The sequence below is a fragment of the Natronorubrum amylolyticum genome, from assembly GCF_052040145.1.
In the GTDB taxonomy this organism is placed as follows: Archaea; Halobacteriota; Halobacteria; order Halobacteriales; family Natrialbaceae; genus Natronorubrum.
In genome coordinates, this window is the sequence record NZ_JBPPFW010000004.1 from 161062 (window position 1) to 180656 (window position 19595).

General features: G+C 64.0%; 19 protein-coding genes. 12 read left to right on the top strand and 7 right to left on the bottom strand.

Going from position 1 to position 19595, the window contains the following annotated elements; all coding sequences use genetic code 11:
• The first annotated feature begins 345 nt into the window (after positions 1 to 345).
• The 3 genes from ACSFDB_RS16380 (at position 346) to ACSFDB_RS16390 (ending at position 1888) form a co-directional block, all read left to right on the top strand.
• Positions 346 to 918, top strand: coding sequence for a magnesium transporter (locus ACSFDB_RS16380; RefSeq protein ID WP_440771995.1), 573 nt, complete (start codon positions 346 to 348; stop codon positions 916 to 918).
• Positions 919 to 971: 53 nt separating this feature from the next.
• On the top strand, positions 972 to 1574 hold the full coding sequence (locus tag ACSFDB_RS16385; protein WP_440772253.1) for a magnesium transporter: 603 nt from the start codon (positions 972 to 974) through the stop codon (positions 1572 to 1574).
• Between the two features lie 164 nt (positions 1575 to 1738).
• Positions 1739 to 1888 carry a hypothetical protein gene (locus tag ACSFDB_RS16390; RefSeq protein ID WP_440771996.1) on the top strand — a complete coding sequence of 50 codons (150 nt, stop codon included), beginning with the start codon at positions 1739 to 1741 and terminating at the stop codon, positions 1886 to 1888.
• A gap of 106 nt (positions 1889 to 1994) precedes the next feature.
• Here the strand turns inward: ACSFDB_RS16390 and ACSFDB_RS16395 are convergent, their stop codons facing one another.
• Together ACSFDB_RS16395 and ACSFDB_RS16400 are read right to left on the bottom strand one after the other, a co-directional pair.
• A complete protein-coding gene (locus tag ACSFDB_RS16395; protein WP_440771997.1) occupies positions 1995 to 3953 on the bottom strand; it encodes an AMP-dependent synthetase/ligase in 1959 nt (652 codons plus the stop codon).
• A 363-nt stretch (positions 3954 to 4316) separates the two neighbouring features.
• Positions 4317 to 5243 (bottom strand): MBL fold metallo-hydrolase, encoded by a 927-nt coding sequence (locus tag ACSFDB_RS16400; RefSeq protein WP_440771998.1) that lies wholly within the window; start codon positions 5241 to 5243, stop codon positions 4317 to 4319.
• Between the two features lie 159 nt (positions 5244 to 5402).
• Here ACSFDB_RS16400 and ACSFDB_RS16405 point away from each other — a divergent pair, with 159 nt between their 5' ends.
• Complete coding sequence (locus ACSFDB_RS16405) at positions 5403 to 6641, top strand: ATP-binding protein (protein ID WP_440771999.1); 1239 nt, start codon at positions 5403 to 5405, stop codon at positions 6639 to 6641.
• A gap of 106 nt (positions 6642 to 6747) precedes the next feature.
• Here the strand turns inward: ACSFDB_RS16405 and ACSFDB_RS16410 are convergent, their stop codons facing one another.
• A complete protein-coding gene (locus ACSFDB_RS16410) occupies positions 6748 to 7653 on the bottom strand; it encodes a cation diffusion facilitator family transporter (RefSeq protein WP_440772000.1) in 906 nt (301 codons plus the stop codon).
• 325 nt (positions 7654 to 7978) lie between these two features.
• Between ACSFDB_RS16410 and ACSFDB_RS16415 the strand changes: the two genes are divergently transcribed.
• From ACSFDB_RS16415 to ACSFDB_RS16425, 3 genes are all read left to right on the top strand, one after another.
• Positions 7979 to 8392, top strand: a complete 414-nt coding sequence (locus ACSFDB_RS16415) for a CrcB family protein (RefSeq protein WP_440772001.1) — start codon at positions 7979 to 7981, stop codon at positions 8390 to 8392.
• Complete coding sequence (locus ACSFDB_RS16420) at positions 8389 to 8784, top strand: fluoride efflux transporter FluC (RefSeq protein WP_440772002.1); 396 nt, start codon at positions 8389 to 8391, stop codon at positions 8782 to 8784. Before ACSFDB_RS16415 ends, ACSFDB_RS16420 begins: the two co-directional genes overlap by 4 nt.
• Positions 8785 to 8859: 75 nt before the next feature.
• Complete coding sequence (locus tag ACSFDB_RS16425; protein ID WP_440772003.1) at positions 8860 to 9462, top strand: hypothetical protein; 603 nt, start codon at positions 8860 to 8862, stop codon at positions 9460 to 9462.
• 8 nt (positions 9463 to 9470) lie between these two features.
• Here the strand turns inward: ACSFDB_RS16425 and ACSFDB_RS16430 are convergent, their stop codons facing one another.
• On the bottom strand, positions 9471 to 9698 hold the full coding sequence (locus tag ACSFDB_RS16430) for a universal stress protein (protein ID WP_440772004.1): 228 nt from the start codon (positions 9696 to 9698) through the stop codon (positions 9471 to 9473).
• Between the two features lie 378 nt (positions 9699 to 10076).
• Here ACSFDB_RS16430 and ACSFDB_RS16435 point away from each other — a divergent pair, with 378 nt between their 5' ends.
• The 4 genes from ACSFDB_RS16435 (at position 10077) to ACSFDB_RS16450 (ending at position 11980) form a co-directional block, all read left to right on the top strand.
• A complete protein-coding gene (locus ACSFDB_RS16435; RefSeq protein ID WP_440772005.1) occupies positions 10077 to 10646 on the top strand; it encodes a magnesium transporter in 570 nt (189 codons plus the stop codon).
• Positions 10646 to 11227 carry a magnesium transporter gene (locus ACSFDB_RS16440; RefSeq protein ID WP_440772006.1) on the top strand — a complete coding sequence of 194 codons (582 nt, stop codon included), beginning with the start codon at positions 10646 to 10648 and terminating at the stop codon, positions 11225 to 11227. The genes ACSFDB_RS16435 and ACSFDB_RS16440 overlap by 1 nt, the downstream gene beginning before the upstream one ends.
• A gap of 63 nt (positions 11228 to 11290) precedes the next feature.
• Positions 11291 to 11569 carry a hypothetical protein gene (locus ACSFDB_RS16445; protein ID WP_440772254.1) on the top strand — a complete coding sequence of 93 codons (279 nt, stop codon included), beginning with the start codon at positions 11291 to 11293 and terminating at the stop codon, positions 11567 to 11569.
• Positions 11570 to 11839: 270 nt separating this feature from the next.
• Positions 11840 to 11980 (top strand): hypothetical protein, encoded by a 141-nt coding sequence (locus ACSFDB_RS16450; protein ID WP_440772007.1) that lies wholly within the window; start codon positions 11840 to 11842, stop codon positions 11978 to 11980.
• Between the two features lie 60 nt (positions 11981 to 12040).
• On the opposite strand, the gene ACSFDB_RS16455 is transcribed toward ACSFDB_RS16450, so the two are convergent.
• Complete coding sequence (locus ACSFDB_RS16455) at positions 12041 to 13249, bottom strand: potassium channel family protein (protein WP_440772008.1); 1209 nt, start codon at positions 13247 to 13249, stop codon at positions 12041 to 12043.
• Positions 13250 to 13509: 260 nt separating this feature from the next.
• Between ACSFDB_RS16455 and serS the strand changes: the two genes are divergently transcribed.
• The gene (gene serS / locus ACSFDB_RS16460) at positions 13510 to 14886 is read left to right on the top strand and encodes a serine--tRNA ligase (RefSeq protein ID WP_440772009.1); all 1377 of its coding nucleotides are present in this window, start codon (positions 13510 to 13512) and stop codon (positions 14884 to 14886) included.
• Positions 14887 to 14962: 76 nt separating this feature from the next.
• Here serS and ACSFDB_RS16465 read toward each other — a convergent pair whose 3' ends face one another.
• Together ACSFDB_RS16465 and ACSFDB_RS16470 are read right to left on the bottom strand one after the other, a co-directional pair.
• Positions 14963 to 16639 (bottom strand): S8 family serine peptidase, encoded by a 1677-nt coding sequence (locus ACSFDB_RS16465; RefSeq protein ID WP_440772010.1) that lies wholly within the window; start codon positions 16637 to 16639, stop codon positions 14963 to 14965.
• 590 nt (positions 16640 to 17229) lie between these two features.
• Positions 17230 to 19416 carry an elongation factor EF-2 gene (locus ACSFDB_RS16470; RefSeq protein WP_440772011.1) on the bottom strand — a complete coding sequence of 729 codons (2187 nt, stop codon included), beginning with the start codon at positions 19414 to 19416 and terminating at the stop codon, positions 17230 to 17232.
• Positions 19417 to 19595: the final 179 nt, after the last annotated feature.

Below are 19595 nucleotides of genomic sequence, written 5' to 3' on the forward strand. Positions count from 1 at the left end.
GTATCGCGGCGGGAGTCGGTACATCGTTCGCTTCGGTGAACGTCCGATCGTCGTTCGGCTGCGCAATCGAGTGATCGGCGATCGCTGACAGCCACTCAAACGGATACCTCGCCGTCGAGACGCCAGCCGAACTGAACGACCGGGGAGCCGAATCGAACGTTCGACGTCGGCAGCCGACGGGACGGCCGCAAACGAACCTCCGCCGTAGTCGTCCGTATCGATTCGAACGAGTTCGGAAACCGCTGAGACGGACTCGACGGCAAGTGTACGGAGTAAAACGATACTTCCTCACTCGTGCAGATACAATCGCGAAAACTAATGTACCGCAGCGTCACGTACGGACAGATGGTAGGCCACGACTCCGCCGCCGACGTCTACAGACAGGCGTTACCGGTCATTCTCGTCAGTCTCGTGGCAGGACTGTTCGCCGGCACGCTGCTCGGCACCGAAACCATGCGCGACGGGATCGAGAGCGTCCCCGGAATTTTACTCTTGCTCCCCGCATTTCTCGCGACGCGCGGTGGCGTCTACGGCTCCCTCGGAGCGCGCCTCTCGAGCGGGCTCCACCAGGGGCTGATCGATCCCCGCTTCGAGTGGAACGAGCGCCTGCGCAACGCGATCGTCGCCTCGTTTCTGAACGGGATGATCGTCTCCGTCTTCATCGCGGTGCTGGCGTGGGCCATCTTACTCGCGCTCGGCCGGGGCGGCAGCCTGATCGAACTCGTCATCATCCTGTCCGTCGCCGCACTGCTGAGCGCGTTCGCGATGCTCGGGGTGTTGCTCACCGTGATCTTCAAGGGCTATCGCCGAGGACTCGACCCGGACAACGTCATCGGTCCCGTCGTGACGACCGTGGGTGACGTCTTCGGCGTCGCCTTCCTGCTCGTCGGTATCGCCGTCGCCGGGGTGGTCCTGTGAGTTCCAGCGACGGTGACGGCGACCCGTTGCGCGCTGACGGGGGCGGTGACCTGCTGAGCGCCGGCAGCGATATCCTCCACGGAGAGGACTTGGAGGACGACCTGCTGGCCGACTGGACCGTCGGCAACATCGTCTCGACGCTCGTCCCCCTCCTGATCGCGCTCTCGATCCTGCAGATGGTCTCGGGCACCGTCCTCGAGACGTTCGAAGACCAGTTGCTCGAGAACCCCTCCTTGCTCGTGTTGGTGCCGGTGATGATCGGGACCGCGGGGAACCTGGGCTCGATCATGTGCTCGCGCCTCTCGACGCAGATGCACCTGGGGACGCTCGAGTTCTCGCCGGCAAACCCCGATATCCGGGCGAACATCGGGGCCGTCTTCGGGCTGGCGGCGACCGTCTTCGTCCTGCTCGGCATCGCCTCGTGGGGGATCGGTCGCGCGCTCGGCGGGACGCTCGGTCTCGGCACGCTCCTGTTCATTACGATCGTCAGCGGGATGTTGCTCGCGGGCTGGGTCGTCGTCGTCAGCACGCTGTCGGTCTACGGCTCCTACAAACTCGGCTACGATCCCGACGACACGACGATCCCCGTCGTCACGAACGTCTGTGACATCACGGGCGTGTTGATCCTCTTCGCCGTGGTCTGGGTTGTGCTCTAATCGGCGTGAGAGCCGACGTTTTTGCATCCGAATCGTCGGTCAATCGCGACGGACGACCGGCGAGGCCCGACTCCGATTTCGTCGAAGCACCGCTCGAGGAACCACTGCCGGCAGAGGAGTCGGACGACCGTCACGTTTTTGACAGTAGTTTGTGAGCGTGAAATATGGTCGTCCAAGTACTGTTGAGTTTTACGGTGGTCGCCGCCGTCGTGTTCCTCCTCGGTGTCGTGGCCGCATCGTACGCCGGAACGACGCTGGCGTTGCAACGGTTTTTCGAAGACGGGTATCGAGACGGGCGAGAAGAGAATCGGTAACGGCGGACCGGACGAGCGTTTCGTTCGTTCGCCGGTGATCGAACTGGGCCCGCGATCGACCCCGACGCGCGTCCCAGTGAGGGATACGAGTCGGTCAACCGACCGTCTAGTCGTCCGCGTAGATCCGGTCGACACGGTCCTCGAACTCGTCCAAGATCACCCGCCGTTTCTTCTTCATCGACGGCGTCAGCATCTTGTTCTCCTCGGTGAACTCCCGTGGCACGAGTTCGAACTGCTTGATCGTCTCGTGTTTCTCGAAGTTTTCGTTGACCCGGTCGACCTCCTGCTGGACGTACTCCCGAACGCGCTCGTCGTCGCACATCGCTTCTGGGTCGTCGGGCAGGTCGATGCCTTCCTCCTCGGCCCACTCCCGAACGTGTTCCGTGTTCGGCACCAGCAACGCGCCGATGAACTTCTCGCCGTCGCCGACGACCATCGCCTGCTCGATGATCTCGCTCGCCGCGAAGCCGTCCTCGAGCGGGCCGGGCGCGACGTTCTTCCCGGTCGAGAGGACGATGATCTGTTTCGCGCGGTCGCGGAACTCGATGTAGTCGTCGGGGCGCATGTGGACGATGTCGCCGGTGCGGAACCACCGGTCGCCGTCCTCGTCCTCGGTGAACGCACCCTCGGTCGCGCCGGGCTTGTTCCAGTAGCCCTGCGTGACGTTCGGCCCTTTGACGAGGAGTTCGCCGACCTCGCCGGGGTCGTCGTCGAACGTCTCCTGATCGACGACGGTCTCGTCGATCTGCAGGTCGACCCCCGGAAGTGCCGGGCCGATCGTTCCGATCTTCACCGCCTCCGGCGGGTTCGTCGTGACGACCGGCGAGGTCTCGGTCAGGCCGTACCCCTCGTAGATGGGCAGCCCCATCGCGTGGTAGAGCTGGCAGAGCTCCGGCGAGAGGCTGCCGCCGCCGCTGATCAGCAGTTCGATCTCGCCGCCGAGCGCCTCCCGAACCGTCGAGAACACCAGTTTGTCCGCGAGCGACCGCTTGGCGTTCAGGATCGGACCCGGCGAGTCGGCCCGCTGGTACTCGACGCCGACGTCCGTCGCCCACTCGAAGATCCGCTCTTTGACCGACGACTCGCTGGCCTGCTCGCGGATCGCGTCGTAGATCTTCTCGTACACCCGCGGAACGCTCGTCGCCGTCGTCGGCTGAACGAGGCTGAAGTCCTCCTGCAGCGTCTCCGAACTCTCCGCGTAGGCGACGCAGGCGCCCGTCGCGAAGAGGACGAAGTGACCCGCCGTCCGCTCGAAGACGTGCGCCAGCGGCAGGTAGGAGACCGCCTGCGACTCCTCGTCGAGCGCCGGCACGTCGTCGGGTTTGTCCGGCCGCGGCGCGAACCGCTTGCGCACCGCGTTCACGTTCGACCGGAAGTTCCAGTGGGTCAGTTGGACGCCTTTCGGCTGGCCCGTCGTCCCGCTGGTGTAGATCAGACTCGCCAGATCGTCCAGCTCGGGCGCGTCGACGCGCTCCTGATAGGCCTCGAGGTCGAACGTCTCCTCGCCGCGGTCGTAGACCTCGTCCAAGGTGTAGACGTCGTCGCGGTCGTCATACCCCGAAATCTCGTCCATCGAAACGATAAAGTCGAGGTCGAGTTCGTCCTCGACCTCGAGGACGTTCTCGAGCAGTTCCTCGTTCTCAACGACGACGGCGGACGCGCCGGGGTCGTCGAGCAGGTACTCGACCTGATTCGGCGAGGAACTCGTGTAGACCGTCGTGACGGCGGCCCCGGCACCGAGCAGGGCGAAGTCCGACTGGGCCCACTCCATCCGGGTGTCGGCGAAGATTCCCACGCGGTCCCCCTGCTCGACGCCGAGGTCGTGAAAACCCGCCGAGAGCTTGCGGACGATGTCGCGCATCTCGGTGTAGGAGATGGTCCGGAACTCGCCGGGCGTCGCGGCCGGGAGCACCGAGTCGGTCAGGGATCGGTCGTAGATCCCGCCCTTGTATTTTTGCGCCGGACGGTTCGCGTTCCGTTCGGCGGACTCCTCGAACATTCGCGCGAGCGTCGTCTCCCCGATTACCTCGTCCTCGTACTCTCGTTCGGCATCCCGCCAGTTCATATGCGTGTGACAGTACCTCCCGTGCGATAAAACGTGATGAAACGGAACTCATCTGTAGTTGCGTTTATTTACGTTCCGCGGGACGGCTCAACGGATCTGTCTCGCCCGAAATCGGTCATTATGGCGAAAATAGCCGAGTCGTTTTCCCACTGTTCGGAGGTTTATGGTAACAATCGACACAATTGCGTCGGGAAGCGGCACCGAACGTGGACATCGATCGGAGATGCGGAACGAAGCGAACGTTCGTACAGTTCGATCGGCAGCGGCGCGGTCCGACCGCACTCGATAACTGGCAGAACCGAACTCGGTGACCGTCAGAACCGCGATTCACCCGCTATTCGGCGACCGAGCCGTTGCCGACGATCAGTCGCGCCCGTCGAGGTAGCCCAGAACGCCCCGCGTGTTCATCGCCGCCTCAGCGGTAGCCTTCTCCTCGCCCCAGACGTCGACCATCTCGCTCGAGGTCGCGAAGTGCTCGATCACGGCGTCGTCGTCCGCGAGTTCCGCCCGCTTCGTCTCGACGGCATCGACCCACTCGCTGAGGACGGTCTCGTACTCCTCGAGCGCGCGGTCGAGGTCGTCGCCGACCTCCCGCGGGCCGAAGTGCGTGTAGCAGAGCACGTCCGGGTCGATCGATCGCAGCGTTTCACAGTCCTCGAGACACTGCTCGAGGTGGAAGTCCGACGGCGGCGACGTCTCCCGGATCTCTTCGGTGCTTGGCACCCAGATCCCCGCCGCGTCGCCGGTGAAGACGGCGTCGTTCGCCGGATCCTCGAAGACGACCTGGTGGAACGCGTGGCCCGGCGCCGCGTGGACGCGCAGTTCGTGGTCGCCGAGGTCGACGACGTCGCCGTCTTCGATCTCGACGACGCGCTCCTCGTCGAGCGGCCGCGGCTCGACGTAGTACTCCCACTGCTCGCCGACGGCGGCTTTCGTCCCGGCTACCAGCCGCTCGGGATCGATGAGCAGCCCCGCACCGGCCGCCGGGACGTAGACGTCCGCGTTCGGACAGGCCTCGGCGAGAAAGCCCGCTCCGCCGGCGTGATCGAGGTGGATGTGGGTCACCGCGATAACCTCGAGGTCCTCTCGCTCGATCCCGAGGTCGTCGAGGGCCTCGAGGAGCAACTCGTGGTTGGTTCCGAGTCCCGTCTCGACGATTGCGGGTCGCTCGTCGTCGATGATGAAGGCCGCGCCGTACTCCGGCGTGTCGTACATGCCGGTGTCGATGTAGTAACAGTCCGTACAGTCGCCGGCCGTCACCTCGTGAACGTCGCCGATATCCGGTCCCATACCGGTAGCCTGTCGCCGTGCGGGATAAAAGCTGGCCTCGCGGCCGAATGGACGACTGCGAACTCTCGCGTCGATCGCTGGCCGTTACACCCATTATCACGGAAAGCCGTTGCTACCCTGTATGGGGGAGCACATCACGCCAACATCGACGAGACTGCCATGAACGGCGGCGCCGTCCGGCGACCGACCGACGCGACAGTGCCGTGGCTCGTCGGCGGCCTCGGCGCGCTCTCGTTCGCTTTCTTTTTCGGCTGGAGTCTTTGGTTCGCGTCCGTGCTCGACGCGACGGCCGTCGCGCTCGGCTTCGTGACGGTTGCCGTCCCCGCGCTCGGGCTGCTATGGGGCGGCTACCGACTCGACCGGAGTACGATCGGCATCGACCGATACCGTCGTATCGCCCAGTGGTGTTTCGGCTGCGGAGTCGGCTTTCTGGCGGTCAACGGCCTCATAATGATCTTCTTCCCCTGGCCGTCCACGACCGGTAACATCTCCTGGGCGCAGTTCTCGCTGAACGTGGGCGCCGTCGCCGGACTCACCGTCGGCTACGTCGAAGCCCGGGCGATCCAACGCGAGGTCGAGGCGACCGCGGCCACCGTTCGCGCCGAGCGACTCGCGGAGGAACGGGAGGTGCTCACCTATCTGAACGATCTCCTGCGACACGAGGTGTTGAACAGCGCCCAGATCATCAACGGTCACGCCTCGTTGCTCCTCGAGGACGCCGACGACCGATCGCGAACCCACCTCGAGACGATCGACCGCAAGAGCGACGCGCTCACCGACGTGATCAACGACGTCCGGGCGATGTTGAACGCGAGTCGGGAGTCGGACGCGACCGAGCGTGTCGATCTCGGCGACCTGCTGGACGCTGAGCTGACGGCTCTCGACGAGCGAATCGACGAACTGAAGATCGACACCGACGTGCCCGACGCCGTGTTCGTGACGGGAAACGAGGGCCTTCGATGGGTCTTCGCGAACGTACTCGAGAACGCCGTCGAACACAACGACAGCGAGCACCCGCGGATCGCGGTCACCGTCGAGACCCGAGCCGAGACGGTGACCGTCCGCATCGCGGACAACGGCCCGGGTATTACGGCCGAAACGCGCGAGACGCTATTCGATCGGAAGTCGAAAAACCACGGGCTGGGGCTGTATCTCGTCTACATTCTGGTACGCCGGTACGGGGGATCGGTCGAACTGACGGAGACCGGGCCACAGGGCAGCGTGTTCTCGATCACGCTGGCTCGAGCGGACGCGACAGACGACGATGGCGAACCGACGCGTGACTCAAAGACGGACACAGCCCACGGGACGGAAACGACGGGAAGCGCGGAGAGCGAGCCGATCTCGGGAACGAGATCGCAATCGGACGACGGGGACGCGGGGACGGGGCTACCCTGAACTGGAAGGACGCGAGATGCCGCCTGCGGACCGGCCATCGCACATCTCCCATCGACGAGCCGTCGAACGCCCATCAGCGAGGCCAGAACCCTCCGACGACGGTTCGCTATCGCTCCTCCAAGCGATCCTTCCACTCGCCGATCCCCGACGGATCGAGGTGGACGTGCGCGTCGCCGACGTCCTCGAGGCTCCGCAGTCGGTCCACCAGCTCCGACTCGATGTCGTGGGCCTGCCGGAACGGCATGTCGCCGTCGACCTCGACGTGGACTTCGACCTCGAGGACGGTGCCGTCGTAGAAGACGGTCAGATCGTGGACGCCCCGAACCTCGGGGTGACTGCGCAGGCGCTCGGTGATCTCCGCGCGCTTTTCGGGGGCCGGTGCGGCCCCGATGAGATAATCGACGTTCTCGCGGCCGATCTCGACGCCCTGGTAAACGACGAGCAGACTGACGAGGCCGCCGGCGATGGGGTCGAGCAGCGGAAATCCGAGGAGAACGCCGAGGACCCCGACGACGGCCGCGAAGGTGGTGTAGATGTCGTTCAGACAGTCCGTCGCGAGCGCCTTCAGCGCGGTCGAATCGAGCTCCTCGTTGACCCGCGTCGTGTACCAGTAGACGAGGTACATGTCGACGATCGCAAAGGCCAGCGCGGCGAGCAACAGCAGGTTCGCGTCCGGCGGATCCTGCTCGAGCAGTCCCTGGATGGATTCGGAGAGTAATAACAGTCCGAGCACGGCGATGATCGCGCCGACGAACAGCGCCGTCAGCGGTTCGATCCGGTCGTGGCCGTGGGGGTGTGTGTCGTCGGGTTCGTCGTACGAACTCCGACCCCAGATTAGCACGACGACGCTCGCGACCAGATCCGCGACCGAGTGGGCCGCGTCGGCGACCAGCGCGACGCTGCCGAACGCCAGCCCCGCCGCCCCCTCGACGATGATCTTCGCCGCGTTGCCGAGGACGTTCGCCCACGAGGCTCGCGTGAACCCGCGTCGGTCCGCCTCGGCGTCGGTCATTGCAGGGATTAGAGGGAGTCTAAACTTGGGTCTTTTCCTTCTGCGGTCGACACTGTGAGCGTATCGCACGGGAGATGCGCTCGAGGACCCTCGAGTCGAGCGCGGTTTCTCGATCATCTCGTGGAGTGGTGTTACAGCGGCGGGCCGAGACGGGTCGACGTTCCGCAATCCTCAAGCCGATCCTGTGAGAACACCGGCGTATCCGGGCGATGGGGCCCGCCCGACCCAACTGCCGAACGCTCGCGGTCGCTGCGACCGACGTCGATCCGCCGACGATCGCGTCCGATCGCGGGGGCGGCTGACGGTCCCTGTCAACGTATCAGCCATGGCAGCCCACCCCATCGTTCGTCTCGAGACGCTCGCACTGATCGGTATCGGCGGTTTCGCCGGTTCGAACCTCCGGTATTTCGCACTGGGTCTGTTCTCCGACGTGCAGGCCGTGTTGCTGGTCAACGTCCTCGGCTGTTTCGCGCTCGGGTTTCTGGTCTACGAGGCCGAGTACGCGGGACTCGTTGCCGGACGATCCCGAACGGTCTTCACGACCGGCTTTCTCTCGTCGCTGACGACCTACAGCACGTTCGCGATCCAGTCGGCGCTTGCGGCCGACCCTCTCGCGCTCGTCGCCATCGTTGCCGCGAACTACGGACTCGGCTTTACCGCCGTCCTCGCGAGTCGAGAACTCGCACGCCGGCTTCGCGACGACGACGCCACTCCCGCCGCGGGAGGTGAGGCGGCGTGATCGGGAGTACAGTTCCCGGGTTCGTTACCTTCGATCCCGAACCCGCACACATCGTCGGCACCGGCGGCGCAATCGGTGCCGTGTTGCGCCACTGGGTGTATCTGCAGTTCTCGAGCGACCGGTTCCCGTGGCCGACGCTCGCGGTGAACGTGCTCGGCAGTTTCGTCTTCGGACTCGCGATATTCGCCAGCGTGGGCGAGTCGACGATCCAACTCGTCGGAATCGGCATCTGCGGCGCGTTCACGACCTTCTCCTCGTTCTCCGTCGAGACCGTCCAGCTGTACGAACGGGGCGACCGACTACTCGCCGTCGTCAACGCCGCGGGCAATCTCGCGCTCTCGCTTCTGGCAATCGGACTCGCGTGGGGGCTCGTCGCACTCGGTCCCCCGTAACCGACTCGAGTCGGCCGCCTCTCGCCCCTCGAAGCGGCCCATTCGTTCATCACCGTTCGTCACCTCCCGTTCGGTATGGAACGCGAGGACGGCATCGCACACGCACCCAGAACCGGAGCCCGTGGCCTGTGGGATCGACTCGTCGGACCGGAGTCGACCCGAGCCGAGAACGGATTGATACTGGGATACAGCGTCGTGTTCTGTACGGGCCTGCTCCTGTACACCACCATCGCGCAACCGGATTGGACCCCGTTCCAGCGGGGCGTCGTCGTCCTCGTGGCCTTCGACATCGCGGGCGGGATCGTCGCGAATACGACGGTTTCCGGGACCCGGTGGTGGCACCGCCCCGCACAGACGCGCCGTGACCACTTTCGGTTCGTCGCCGGCCACCTCCACCCGTTCGTCCTCGCCTGGCTGTTCGTCGGACTGACGTGGGCGGACGCAGCAGTCATCTACGGATTTCTCGTCTTCGGTGCAGCGGTGATCCTCGCCACACCCGACGACCTCGAGCGGCCGGTCGCGATGGGCGTCTTCTCCGTGGGACTGCTGGTCGCGCTGTACGTCGTCGCGGTTCCACCGGGTCTCGAGTGGTTCGTTCCGTTCCTCTACCTCAAGTTGCTTCCGGGGCACCTGGTGGACGGCCGACGGGATCGTCGATCCGCGGCGAACTCACGCTGAGACGCGTTCTACTCGGTGCTCGAGTCGCTGACGACCGTTACCGTCTTCTGCCGTTCAGTGTCGCGTTCGCCGTCGGCCGTGGAGCCCGGATACGACTGGCGACGGCTGTAGTCGATCATGAGGCCGACGACGTACAGCAGCGTCAGTTGGGCGTCCGGGAACTGCTCGAGTGCGTACTCGAGGGCTGATCGTGCGGGTCTCGAGCCATCCACGGGGACGAGAACGTGGTGAACCATACGATTGTAACGGGAGAGTGTCGAAAAAGAAACACCGGTCACGGACCCGATGGTGTTGTAAGGGGCGTGGGACCACAGTTCCGTTGGGAAGCCACGTTATGAAAATATCGGTGGCGTCGTCCCTATCGACCGCTTGTCGACCTCGCTTATCGAGGTATCGGTGCTGTACCGACTGCTGTGGTTGGTATTCAGCATGCACTACAAAAATATTAGAGATGTCTAAAACTCCTTTTCATCTAGGACTACTATCGTATTCGACTACCACACCACCCGATAACAAACCAAACAGGTATCGAATCGAGTCGCGACGGATCGCCATCACGATCGGTGGCGAATCGGTCCCGGTACGTTTAACATCGGACTCAGTGATTTGCTGATATGAGCGTTCGCGGCGACTTCTGGTCCATCTACCGGGAGGCGCTCCCTATCCTGTTGATCGCACTGGGCGGCGGTCTCTTCGCTGGACTCGTACTCGAGGGAATCTTAGAGAGCGTCGACCGCTTTCCGGGGCTGCTCGTGATGGTGCCGGTCTTTCTGGCGACGCGAGGGAACGTCTACGGCGCGCTGGGCGGGCGCATCTCGAGCGGGCTCCACCAAGGGCTCATCGAACCGCGGTTCGAGTGGAACGACCGACTGGTCAACGCGGTTATCGCTTCGTTCGTCAACGGGATCGGTATCTCGATCGTTATCGGCGTGGTCACGTGGGGCGCGCTGCTGGCGATCGGCTGGGAGGTCGCCGCGCTGTACGAACTCGTCGGCATCATGCTCGTCGCCGGGGTCCTGACCTCCGTCGTCCTCATCTTCGGCCTGCTCGCGCTGATCTTTCTGGGCTACAAGTACGGCTACGACCCCGACAACCTCGTCGGCCCGATCGTGACGACCCTCGGTGACATCTTCGGCATGCTGTTCATGCTGTTCGCGATCGGGCTCGTGGAGGTGCTCGTCTGATGGTCGTCACCGGGGGGTCGCTCGGCACCTGGGACTGGAAGCGCATCGTCGCCAATATGTTCCCGCTGCTGGTCGTCCTCTCGATCATCGTCCTCTGGGCCGGGATCACGCTCGAGGGAGCCGAGGAGATGTTAGAGGAGTTCGCCGTCCTCGCGGTGATGGTGCCGACGATGGTCGATATGGGCGGCAACCTCGGGGCGATCCTGAGCTCGCGGCTGTCGACGCGCTTTCACCTGGGGACGACCGAGCTCGACCCGCGCGATCGGGAGCTCTGGGCGGACGTGGCGGCGGTTCTCGCGCTCGCGGCGACGATATTCACGGCGCTGGCGATCGGGGCCGCGGCGATCGACGCGATCGTCTTCGGCGGGGTCGTCGGCTTCGGTCCGCTGCTTCTCATCTCGCTCGTCAGCGGGATGTCGGTGGCCGTCATCGCGATCGTCTTCAGCTTCGCGGCGACCTACGGCTCCTACCGACTCGGGATCGACCCCGACGACACGACGATTCCGATCGTCACCAACGTCGTCGACGTCTTCGGGATGGTCATCTTCATCGGCGTCTCGGCGCTGGTCCTCGGATTCTAATCGGTGAGCAGCGTTCGACTCGCGGCCGGAATCTACACGGAGACGCCCGCCGTTGTGCTAGACGTGTCACCGACTGTCGACGACCTCCGGAACGAAATCCGACTGGCCGTGGGGCGGTACGAGCGCGTCGAATCGACGGCCTTCACGAAAGAAGCGCTCGCCGCGATCTGCGACGCCGTCGGGTACGATATCGGGACGAGCGGCCTCCCCTCGAAACCGCAGATGCGTGCGGGGATTCTCTGGAAGATCGACGTCCTCGACAAGGACGATCCGGCCGAGGCAGAGCGCCCCCTTCGAAAGGCGGAACTCGAGGCGGTCGCGGACGCGCTTCGAGACGAGTAACGGCGATCGATTCGAGCGGGCCACGGACGTTCGGCGAGTGCACAGCTGACGTGCGATGGGGGAACTGCCGCCTAACGGGACGTAGAGCGCCACTACGGGAGGTTTCCGCAGGGTCGTGAAACCGCCGTCCGCTGTCCGTCCGTCGGGCGTCTGACTGAGTTTCAAGTGCAACGATGTGGGCCACATCTGTATGGTCACCCACGCACCCCGACGCAGCCGACCTCGTCACTCCCCTTACCGAAAGACCGCAGACCGGAGGCGAGCCGGTCGATGATGGGATTGCTTCGGACGATCCAGTTTCAGAAACAGCCGCCGACGCTCGTGCCGCTCACCCTCGCCGTCGTCGTCGCCGTTCTCGGCGCGCTCGTCTACCTCGAACTGGTCTCGATGCTGATCGCGTACGCCGGGTAGCTTCGTCTACGCGAGACGGCGAAGTCGAACCGAAACAAGAGCGATCGGCGGACGGGTCGGTCAGGCTCGAGCTAATTCCTCGAACGCCGCCGCGGCCGTCCGGGTCCCCTTCGAGATCAGGACGTCACCGCCCCGGAGTTCGGCGTCGGCGTCGGTCACCAGCAGCCAGCCGTCGCCCGGTCGGCGGATGGCGATCACCGACATCGTCGACTCGACCTCGGGGACCCCCGACGTGACCGTCGTGCCGTCGAGGTCGCTGCCCGGTTCGACCTCGACACGAGTGATGATCTCGTCGCTTTCCTGTACCGCCAGCTGAACCACCGGGTGGACGTCGATATCCCGGAGCACGCCCTCGCTGATGTCGATCGCCGCGTCGCTGATGACCTCCGTGCTGGTTCCTAGCCTAATGAGTCCCCGCAGTACGACCGGATCCTCCGCATCGGCGGCCGCCCGGAGCGTCCAGGCCTCGAAGCGCGACTGCATGGCGTCGACCTCGACCTCTAAGTTGCGGACCTCCTCGGCCAACTCCGCGCTGTCGAACAGCACGCTGCTGTAGGCCAGATCGACCGCCAGCTCCGAGAGGTTCTTCATGTGGATGATCGTGTCCACGGCCCGTTCGAGGTCCGGAATCCCCGGACTGTCGACCGTCGGCGTCTCGTAAACGTCGCCGGTCAGCACCTCGCAAACGTCGCCGATCGCCGTATCGGGACCGCGGAGGAGCGCGACGTCGCCGCTCGAGACGGTCGTCGTCGGCCCGGGATTCAACAGCCAGTCCTCACCGCGTCGGAGCGCGATCACGCGCACGCCGGTCTCGGACTCGAGGTCGATATCCTCGAGCGTGCGATCGGCGTACTCGGAGTCGGGGTCGACGACGCCGCGAACGAGCACCTCGGCGGCCTCGGGCAAGGCGGCCCGCATGGCTTCCGGCAGCCCCATCTCCTCGAGAACGATCTTCGCGATGTCGCCCGCCGCGTCGCTGATCGCGTCGGCGGCGGCGACGATCCCCAGCACGGGCGCGAGCTCCTCCGCGTCGGCCGGCTTTCGGACGGCCATCATGAGGCTCATCCGCGCGCGGAGCTCGAGGACGTTCATCCGCTCTTCCAGTCGAAGCACCTCCTGTGCGAGATCCACGTTGCGGTGGAGGACCGCCGAGTACGAGAGGTCGATGAGCAACTCCGCGGTGTCTTTCATCTCGATGAGTACGTCCTTGACGCTGACCGGTTCGTACTCCACCGATACCGACGACGCTTCGCCCTCGAGCGGGTCCATAGGTCGAACTCGGTCGCCCGTCGAAAAAAGCGTTTCCCGAACGGAAGCATCCGCGAGTGCGGGACGGCACAGTCCGTTCGCGCGGTGACACCGCGCGGAGACGAAGCAAGCAGCTTACCGCCGGAACGGGCGAAGCCCGTGGAGGCGGCCTTTTTAGCGTAGATTTTTGCGCCGAAAGGTGAGTAAGCGTAGCGAACGAACCCGAGGCGGAAAAAGGTACTTCGACACGGTTTTGGCCGGGCGCAAAGAACGCACGAGCAATGCTCGACCGGACCTATCTACGCGACAACCCCGAGGAGGTACGCGACGGTCTCGAGGCTCGAGGTGCCGACGTGGACCTCGACGAACTCCTCGAGATCGACGAACGCTGGCGGGAACTGAAAGCTCGCGGCGACGAACTCCGCCACGAGCGAAATCAGGTCACCCAGCAGATCGGCGAACTGGTCGCCGACGGCAAACAGGAGGAAAAGGACGAGGCGATCGCCCAGTCGAAGGAGCTCAAAGCCGACATCGAGGCGGTAGAGAGCGAAGCCACCGAACTGCAGGACGAACTCGAAGAGCGCCTGCTCGAGGTGCCACAGCTTCCCCACGAGAGCGTTCCGAAGGGCGTCGACGAGCGCCACAACGTCGAGGACCGGCGTTGGGGGTTCGACGACCTCCGCGTCGACCCCGACGAGATCACGCCCCACTACGAACTCGGCGAAGACCTGGACATCATCGACGAGGCTCGCGGGGCCAAGACCACCGGCTCGGGCTTTTACTTCCTCAAGGGCGACGGCGCGCGACTCGAGCACGCGCTGATCCAGTTCATGCTGGATCTCCACCGCGAGCAGGAGTACGTCGACGTCTTCCCGCCGGTTCCCGTGACGAGCGAGTCGATGCGCGGCACCGGCCAGTTACCGAAATTCGCCGACGACGCCTACCGACTCGGCGGCGACGAGGAGGCGTACGACGACGACGACCTCTGGCTCTGTCCCACCGCGGAGGTGCCGGTCACCAACATGTACGCCGACGAGATCCTCCTCACAGACGACCTCCCGCTCAAACACCAGGCCTACACCCCGAACTTCCGTCGTGAAGCCGGCGAGCACGGCACCGAAACCCGCGGTATCGTCCGCGTTCACCAGTTCAACAAGGTCGAACTCGTCAACTTCGTCGAACCCGAAGAGAGCTACGACCGCCTCGAGGCCCTGCTCGATGAGGCCGAGGAAGTGCTCCGGCAGCTCGGCCTCCCCTACCGCATCCTCGAACTCTGTACCGGCGATCTGACCTTCGCGAGCGCAAAGACCTACGATATCGAGGTCTGGGCGCCCGGCGACGACATGGACGACGGTCCCGAGGAGGGCGGCCGCTGGCTCGAGGTCTCGTCGGCCTCGAACTTCGAGGAGTTCCAAGCCCGCCGCGCCGGACTGCGCTACCGACCCGAACGCCACGAGTCGGCCGAGTACCTCCACACCCTGAACGCCTCAGGGCTGGCGATTCCGCGCGTGATGGTTGCGGTCCTCGAGTACTACCAGAACGACGACGGCACGGTCGATATTCCCGAAGCTCTGCAGCCGTACATGGGTGGTCAGGAGATCATCGAGGGCCACGAGAAGGTCGGCGAGAGTGCACTCGGTGCGGGCGAACGGGAGTAACGGCCGCGCTTCCGTCGTCCTGCTGTCACCGGCCGAAACATGTGTTTCTGGTTCCGCGTGGAAACCGGTTGCCGCGCTACTTGCCCAGTTCCTCGACCGTAATCGTGTAGGAGCCGCTGCCGCTGTACCGGTCGACTAGAATACCGAGCTCCTCGTCGCCGTCGAGATCGACCTCGATCTGCTCGTCAGCACCCCAGTCAGCCGAGAGTTCGTCGTAGTCGCTAGTCGTTGGCTGGCGACCGTCGAGGGTCAGGTAGAGGTCGAACGTCGCGTCAGTGGCGGGACCGTCTAGCGTGACGGTGGCGCTACAGGGGTTCTCCGTCGCGAGTTCGTAGCTGTAGCTGTCGCTCTGATTGCCCCACCAGCCGTCGCTGAGTTCACCGTCGGCGCTTGCGGTGTTACTCTCGTCGCCGCACTCGCCCGGTTCCGGATCGGGATCCGGATCCGGATCCGGTTCAGTCCCCGGTTCGGTTGTTACCGCGTTCCCCGCATCGACGCGCCCGTGTCCCTGTTCTTCCGCCGAGAGACCGATGTCGACGGCCGTCTCGTGGAGGTGACTCCGCAGTTCGTCGTTAGAGAGCGACGGCCACGCCGAAAGTGTGAGCCCGGCAACGCCCGCGACGACCGGCGACGCCATCGACGTCCCGGAGAAGGAGTCGTAATCGTCCCAGTTGACAGTCGAGAGGACGTCGCCCCCGGGAGCGGCCAGTTCGGTTTCCGGTCCGACGTTCGAGAACGCCGACAACGTCTCACCCTCGTCGAGCGAGGAGACAGCCATCACCGTTTCGTAGGCGGCCGGGTACGAGACGCTGCCGCCGTAATCGTTACCCGCCGCTGCGACGAGTAGCGATCCCTCGTTTTGGGCGTAGGCACACGCGTCCGCCATCAGCTGCGTGTACCCGCCACCGCCCAGCGACATGTTGATGATGTCAGCCCCCTGATCCGCGGACCACTGAATCGCATCGGCGATGTCGGTCAACGACCCGCCGCCGCCGTCGCCTAACGCTCGAGCCGACAGCATCGAACAGTTCGAGATGCCGGCGTGGCCTTCACCGTTGTCAGTACTTCCGGCCGCGATCCCGCCGACGTGGGTGCCGTGGTTCTCGCCGGCGCTGGCGGGGTAGGGATCGCCGTCGCCCCCGACGAAGTCGTACCCGTAGTTCGAAACGCTACCGTCCATGTTCTCCGCCAAGTTGGGGTGGTCGTACTGCATCCCCTGGTCGACGATCGAGATCGTTACGTCCGAGTCACCGAGCGTTTTCTCCCAGGCTTCGGAACAGTTGACCTGCTGTGGCGCGTACTGTCTGTCTAACAGGGGATCGTTGACGACGCTTGCGTCGACATCCTCGGTACCCGCGCTATCGTCCTCGGTGTCGCTCTCGAGAGCCTGCATCTCGAGGGTTTCGTAGGTGACGTTATCTTCGGCGTACTCGATTCCCTCGCCCTGGAGGACGTTCTGCTTGAAGTTTTCTTTCGCCGTTCCAGCCGCGTTTTCGGGAAACTCCACGGCTGCATAGCCGAGCGTTTCGTTGGTGTGGACGATCTCTGCGTTGCTCGGAATCTGCGGCCCAACCGCCTGTTCCGGACTCGAGACTGAGGCGCCGACGCCGACGACGATTTCGTCCTTTTTCGGCCCCGGCTCTCGCCCTGGAGTCGCGGATACGACGCCGTTGAGGCCGAACAGCGCGCCGAGTGCGCCGGCTGCTTGCAGCACCGATCGTCTATCAAGATCACGGGTGTTATTTTCTAACATAGCCCGTAACGCCATATTCAGACCAATTATTAAATACTTTTTAAATTATTTAGAGTTGGATAAAGTTTCGAATAGCTCCCTACTAGCATATGTGTTCCCACTGCACCCAGTGTGTTTTTGATATTAGTGTTATTTACCCATCAGGTTTGGACAGATAATAAACCGTGGGGGAGTTTCAATAAACTAATCCAGTTGATCGGAGAAACAGACGGATTTCGGACGAGGATGCTGTTATCGGCAGATTTCGAACCCAGGGGCCACACAGAGATCTTTCCGGCCGGCGGTACTCGGTTCGATCCGTCGGATATCTCTGGATGAAAATCATACCGAGAGATCGTTGATATCCTCCTGCGCCTGAAGTCTCGCTCGAATATAACCGACGCAATCGTCGAAATCCAGTTCGTTTCCGGGAGCGTCCGGTTTTTCGTGAGAGGGAACGATACTCGCCTCCGCGGCGATGATCCCATCTTTCGTCGGGTCCCCACTGCCCGACCTTCGAGCGGTGGCGGCGTCGGTCGGCCGTATATTCCGCGTGGAGAGTGGCCGGGACCGAGCACTGACTTGGTGGCCGCTCGTTGCGGTCGTTGCTCTTAGATGTAGTCGATGCTCGGCGGCAGCTCGAGCTTCATGCCCTTGCGCTCGCGGATCTCCATGATCTTCTCGCGCTGGAGGGAGTCGGACATGACCTCGAAGCCAGCGTTCTCGGTGTTCCAGGCGGCACGCCCCTCGGTCGCGGAGCGGATGTCGCTCGCGAAGCCGATCATCTCGTCGACGGGCGCGATACCCTCGACGACCATGAGGTCACCCTCCTGGTACATGTCGTCGACGCGGCCGCGACGACCCTGGATCTCGCCGGAGGCGGCACCCATGTGGTCGTTCGGCACGTCGATCCGAGCGTCCTGCATCGGCTCGAGCAGCTTGATCTTCCCGTCGATCAGCGCCTTGTGGAGCGCGTTTCGGGTTGCCGGGATGACCTGTGCCGGGCCACGGTGGATGGTGTCCTCGTGGAGTCGGGCGTCGTGCAGTCGGATGAGGGTCCCCTGGACCGGCTCGTTCGCGAGCGGGCCGTTGTCGAGGGCGTCCTCGAATCCCTCGATCACGAGTTCCATCGTCTCGTTCAGGTGCTGAATCCCCTTCGTATCGTCGACGAGGATGTTCGTCCCGTGGATGTGTTCGACTTCCTGGGAGTCGTCCTTGTGCATGCCGGCCTCTTGCAGGGCCTCTCGGCGTTCCTGCTCTGGCATGTCCATCGACGCCTCGCCCATCTTGATCACGTCGACGAGTTCGTCCGGCATCGGCTCGATGGAGACGTAGAAGCGGTTGTGGCGGTTCGGCGAGATGCCTTCGATCTCGTCGCTCGGCTGCTGGGGCTGCTCGCGGTAGACGACGATCGGTTCACCGGTGTTGACCGGAATGCCCTGGTTCTTCTCGATACGCTGGGTGATGACCTCGAGGTGGAGTTCACCCTGTCCGGAGATCAGGTGCTCGCCAGTGTCCTCGTTGATCGTAATCTGGATCGTGGGGTCCTCCTTGGAGACCTGGCGCAGCGTCTCGATGAGCTTCGGCAGGTCGTCCATCGTCTGGGCCTCCACGCTCTTCGTGATGACCGGCTCCGAGATGTGCTCGATCGACTCGAACGGCGTCATCTCGATGGACGAGACCGTCGATCCGGCGATGGCGTCTCGGAGACCGGTGACGGCGGCGATGTTCCCCGCGGGAACGTGGTCCACTTCCTCGCGCTCGCCACCCATGTAGATCCCGACGGACTGGACGCGGTTCTTGCCCGCGGTTCCGGAGACGTACAGCTCCTGGCCCTTCTCGAGCGAGCCCGAGAAGACACGACCGGAGGCGACTTCGCCGGCGTGTGGGTCCATCGCGATGTCGGTGACCATGAAGACGACCTCGCCGTCCTCGTCGACGAGACGCATCGTCTCTGCGAGGTCGGACTCGTCGTCCCCACGCCAGATGCGCGGAATACGCATCGGCTGGGCGTCGACAGGGTTCGGGAAGTGCTCACAGACCATGTCGAGCACGACGTCCGACAGCGGCGTCCGCTCGTGGAGCTCCTGGCGGTTGTCGTTGCGCTCGAGTTCCATGATTTCGCCGAAGTCCATCCCGGTGCGCTGCATCGACGGCATCGAGACGCCCCACTTGTACAGCGCGGAGCCGAAGCCGACGGTCCCCTCCTCGACGGAGACGGTCCAGTCGTCGATGTCGTCCATGTCCTGGGTCATGCCACGGATGAGTTCGTTGACGTCGTGGATGACCGAAACGAGACGCTGTTGCATCTCTTCGGGACCTTCCTGCAGTTCCGAGATGAGTCGGTCGACCTTGTTGATGAACAGGGTTGGCTTGACGCCCTCGCGGAGCGCCTGTCGCAGCACCGTCTCCGTCTGGGGCATGGCCCCTTCGACGGCGTCGACGACGACGAGCGCACCGTCGACGGCGCGCATCGCTCGGGTGACGTCGCCACCGAAGTCGACGTGGCCCGGCGTGTCGATGAGGTTGATGAGGTGGTTGGTTCCCTCGTACTCGTGGGTCATCGAAACGTTCGCCGCGTCGATGGTGATCCCGCGTTCCTGCTCGTCTTCCTCCGTGTCCATCGCGAGCTGTTCGCCGGCAGTCTCGTCGGAGATCATGCCCGCACCCGCGAGGAGGTTGTCAGAAAGGGTCGTTTTTCCGTGGTCGACGTGAGCGGCGATGGCGATGTTCCGGATGTTCTCCGGTTCGTCCATCAGCCGTTCACACTCTTGGACGATCTTCTTGCGTCGGCCCATATACTCCCTGTTACCGGTAGCGGGGTCAAAAGGGTAGTGTTTCGTCGCCGCTGGAATCCGTCGAATTTCCCGGTTTTCGCGCCGATATTTCCAGTTTGAGTGAGTGAATACCACACAACCAACGCGGCGGATCCAGCGCCGAACTCGCCGTCGAAAAGGACGGTGAGTGAGAGCTCGGT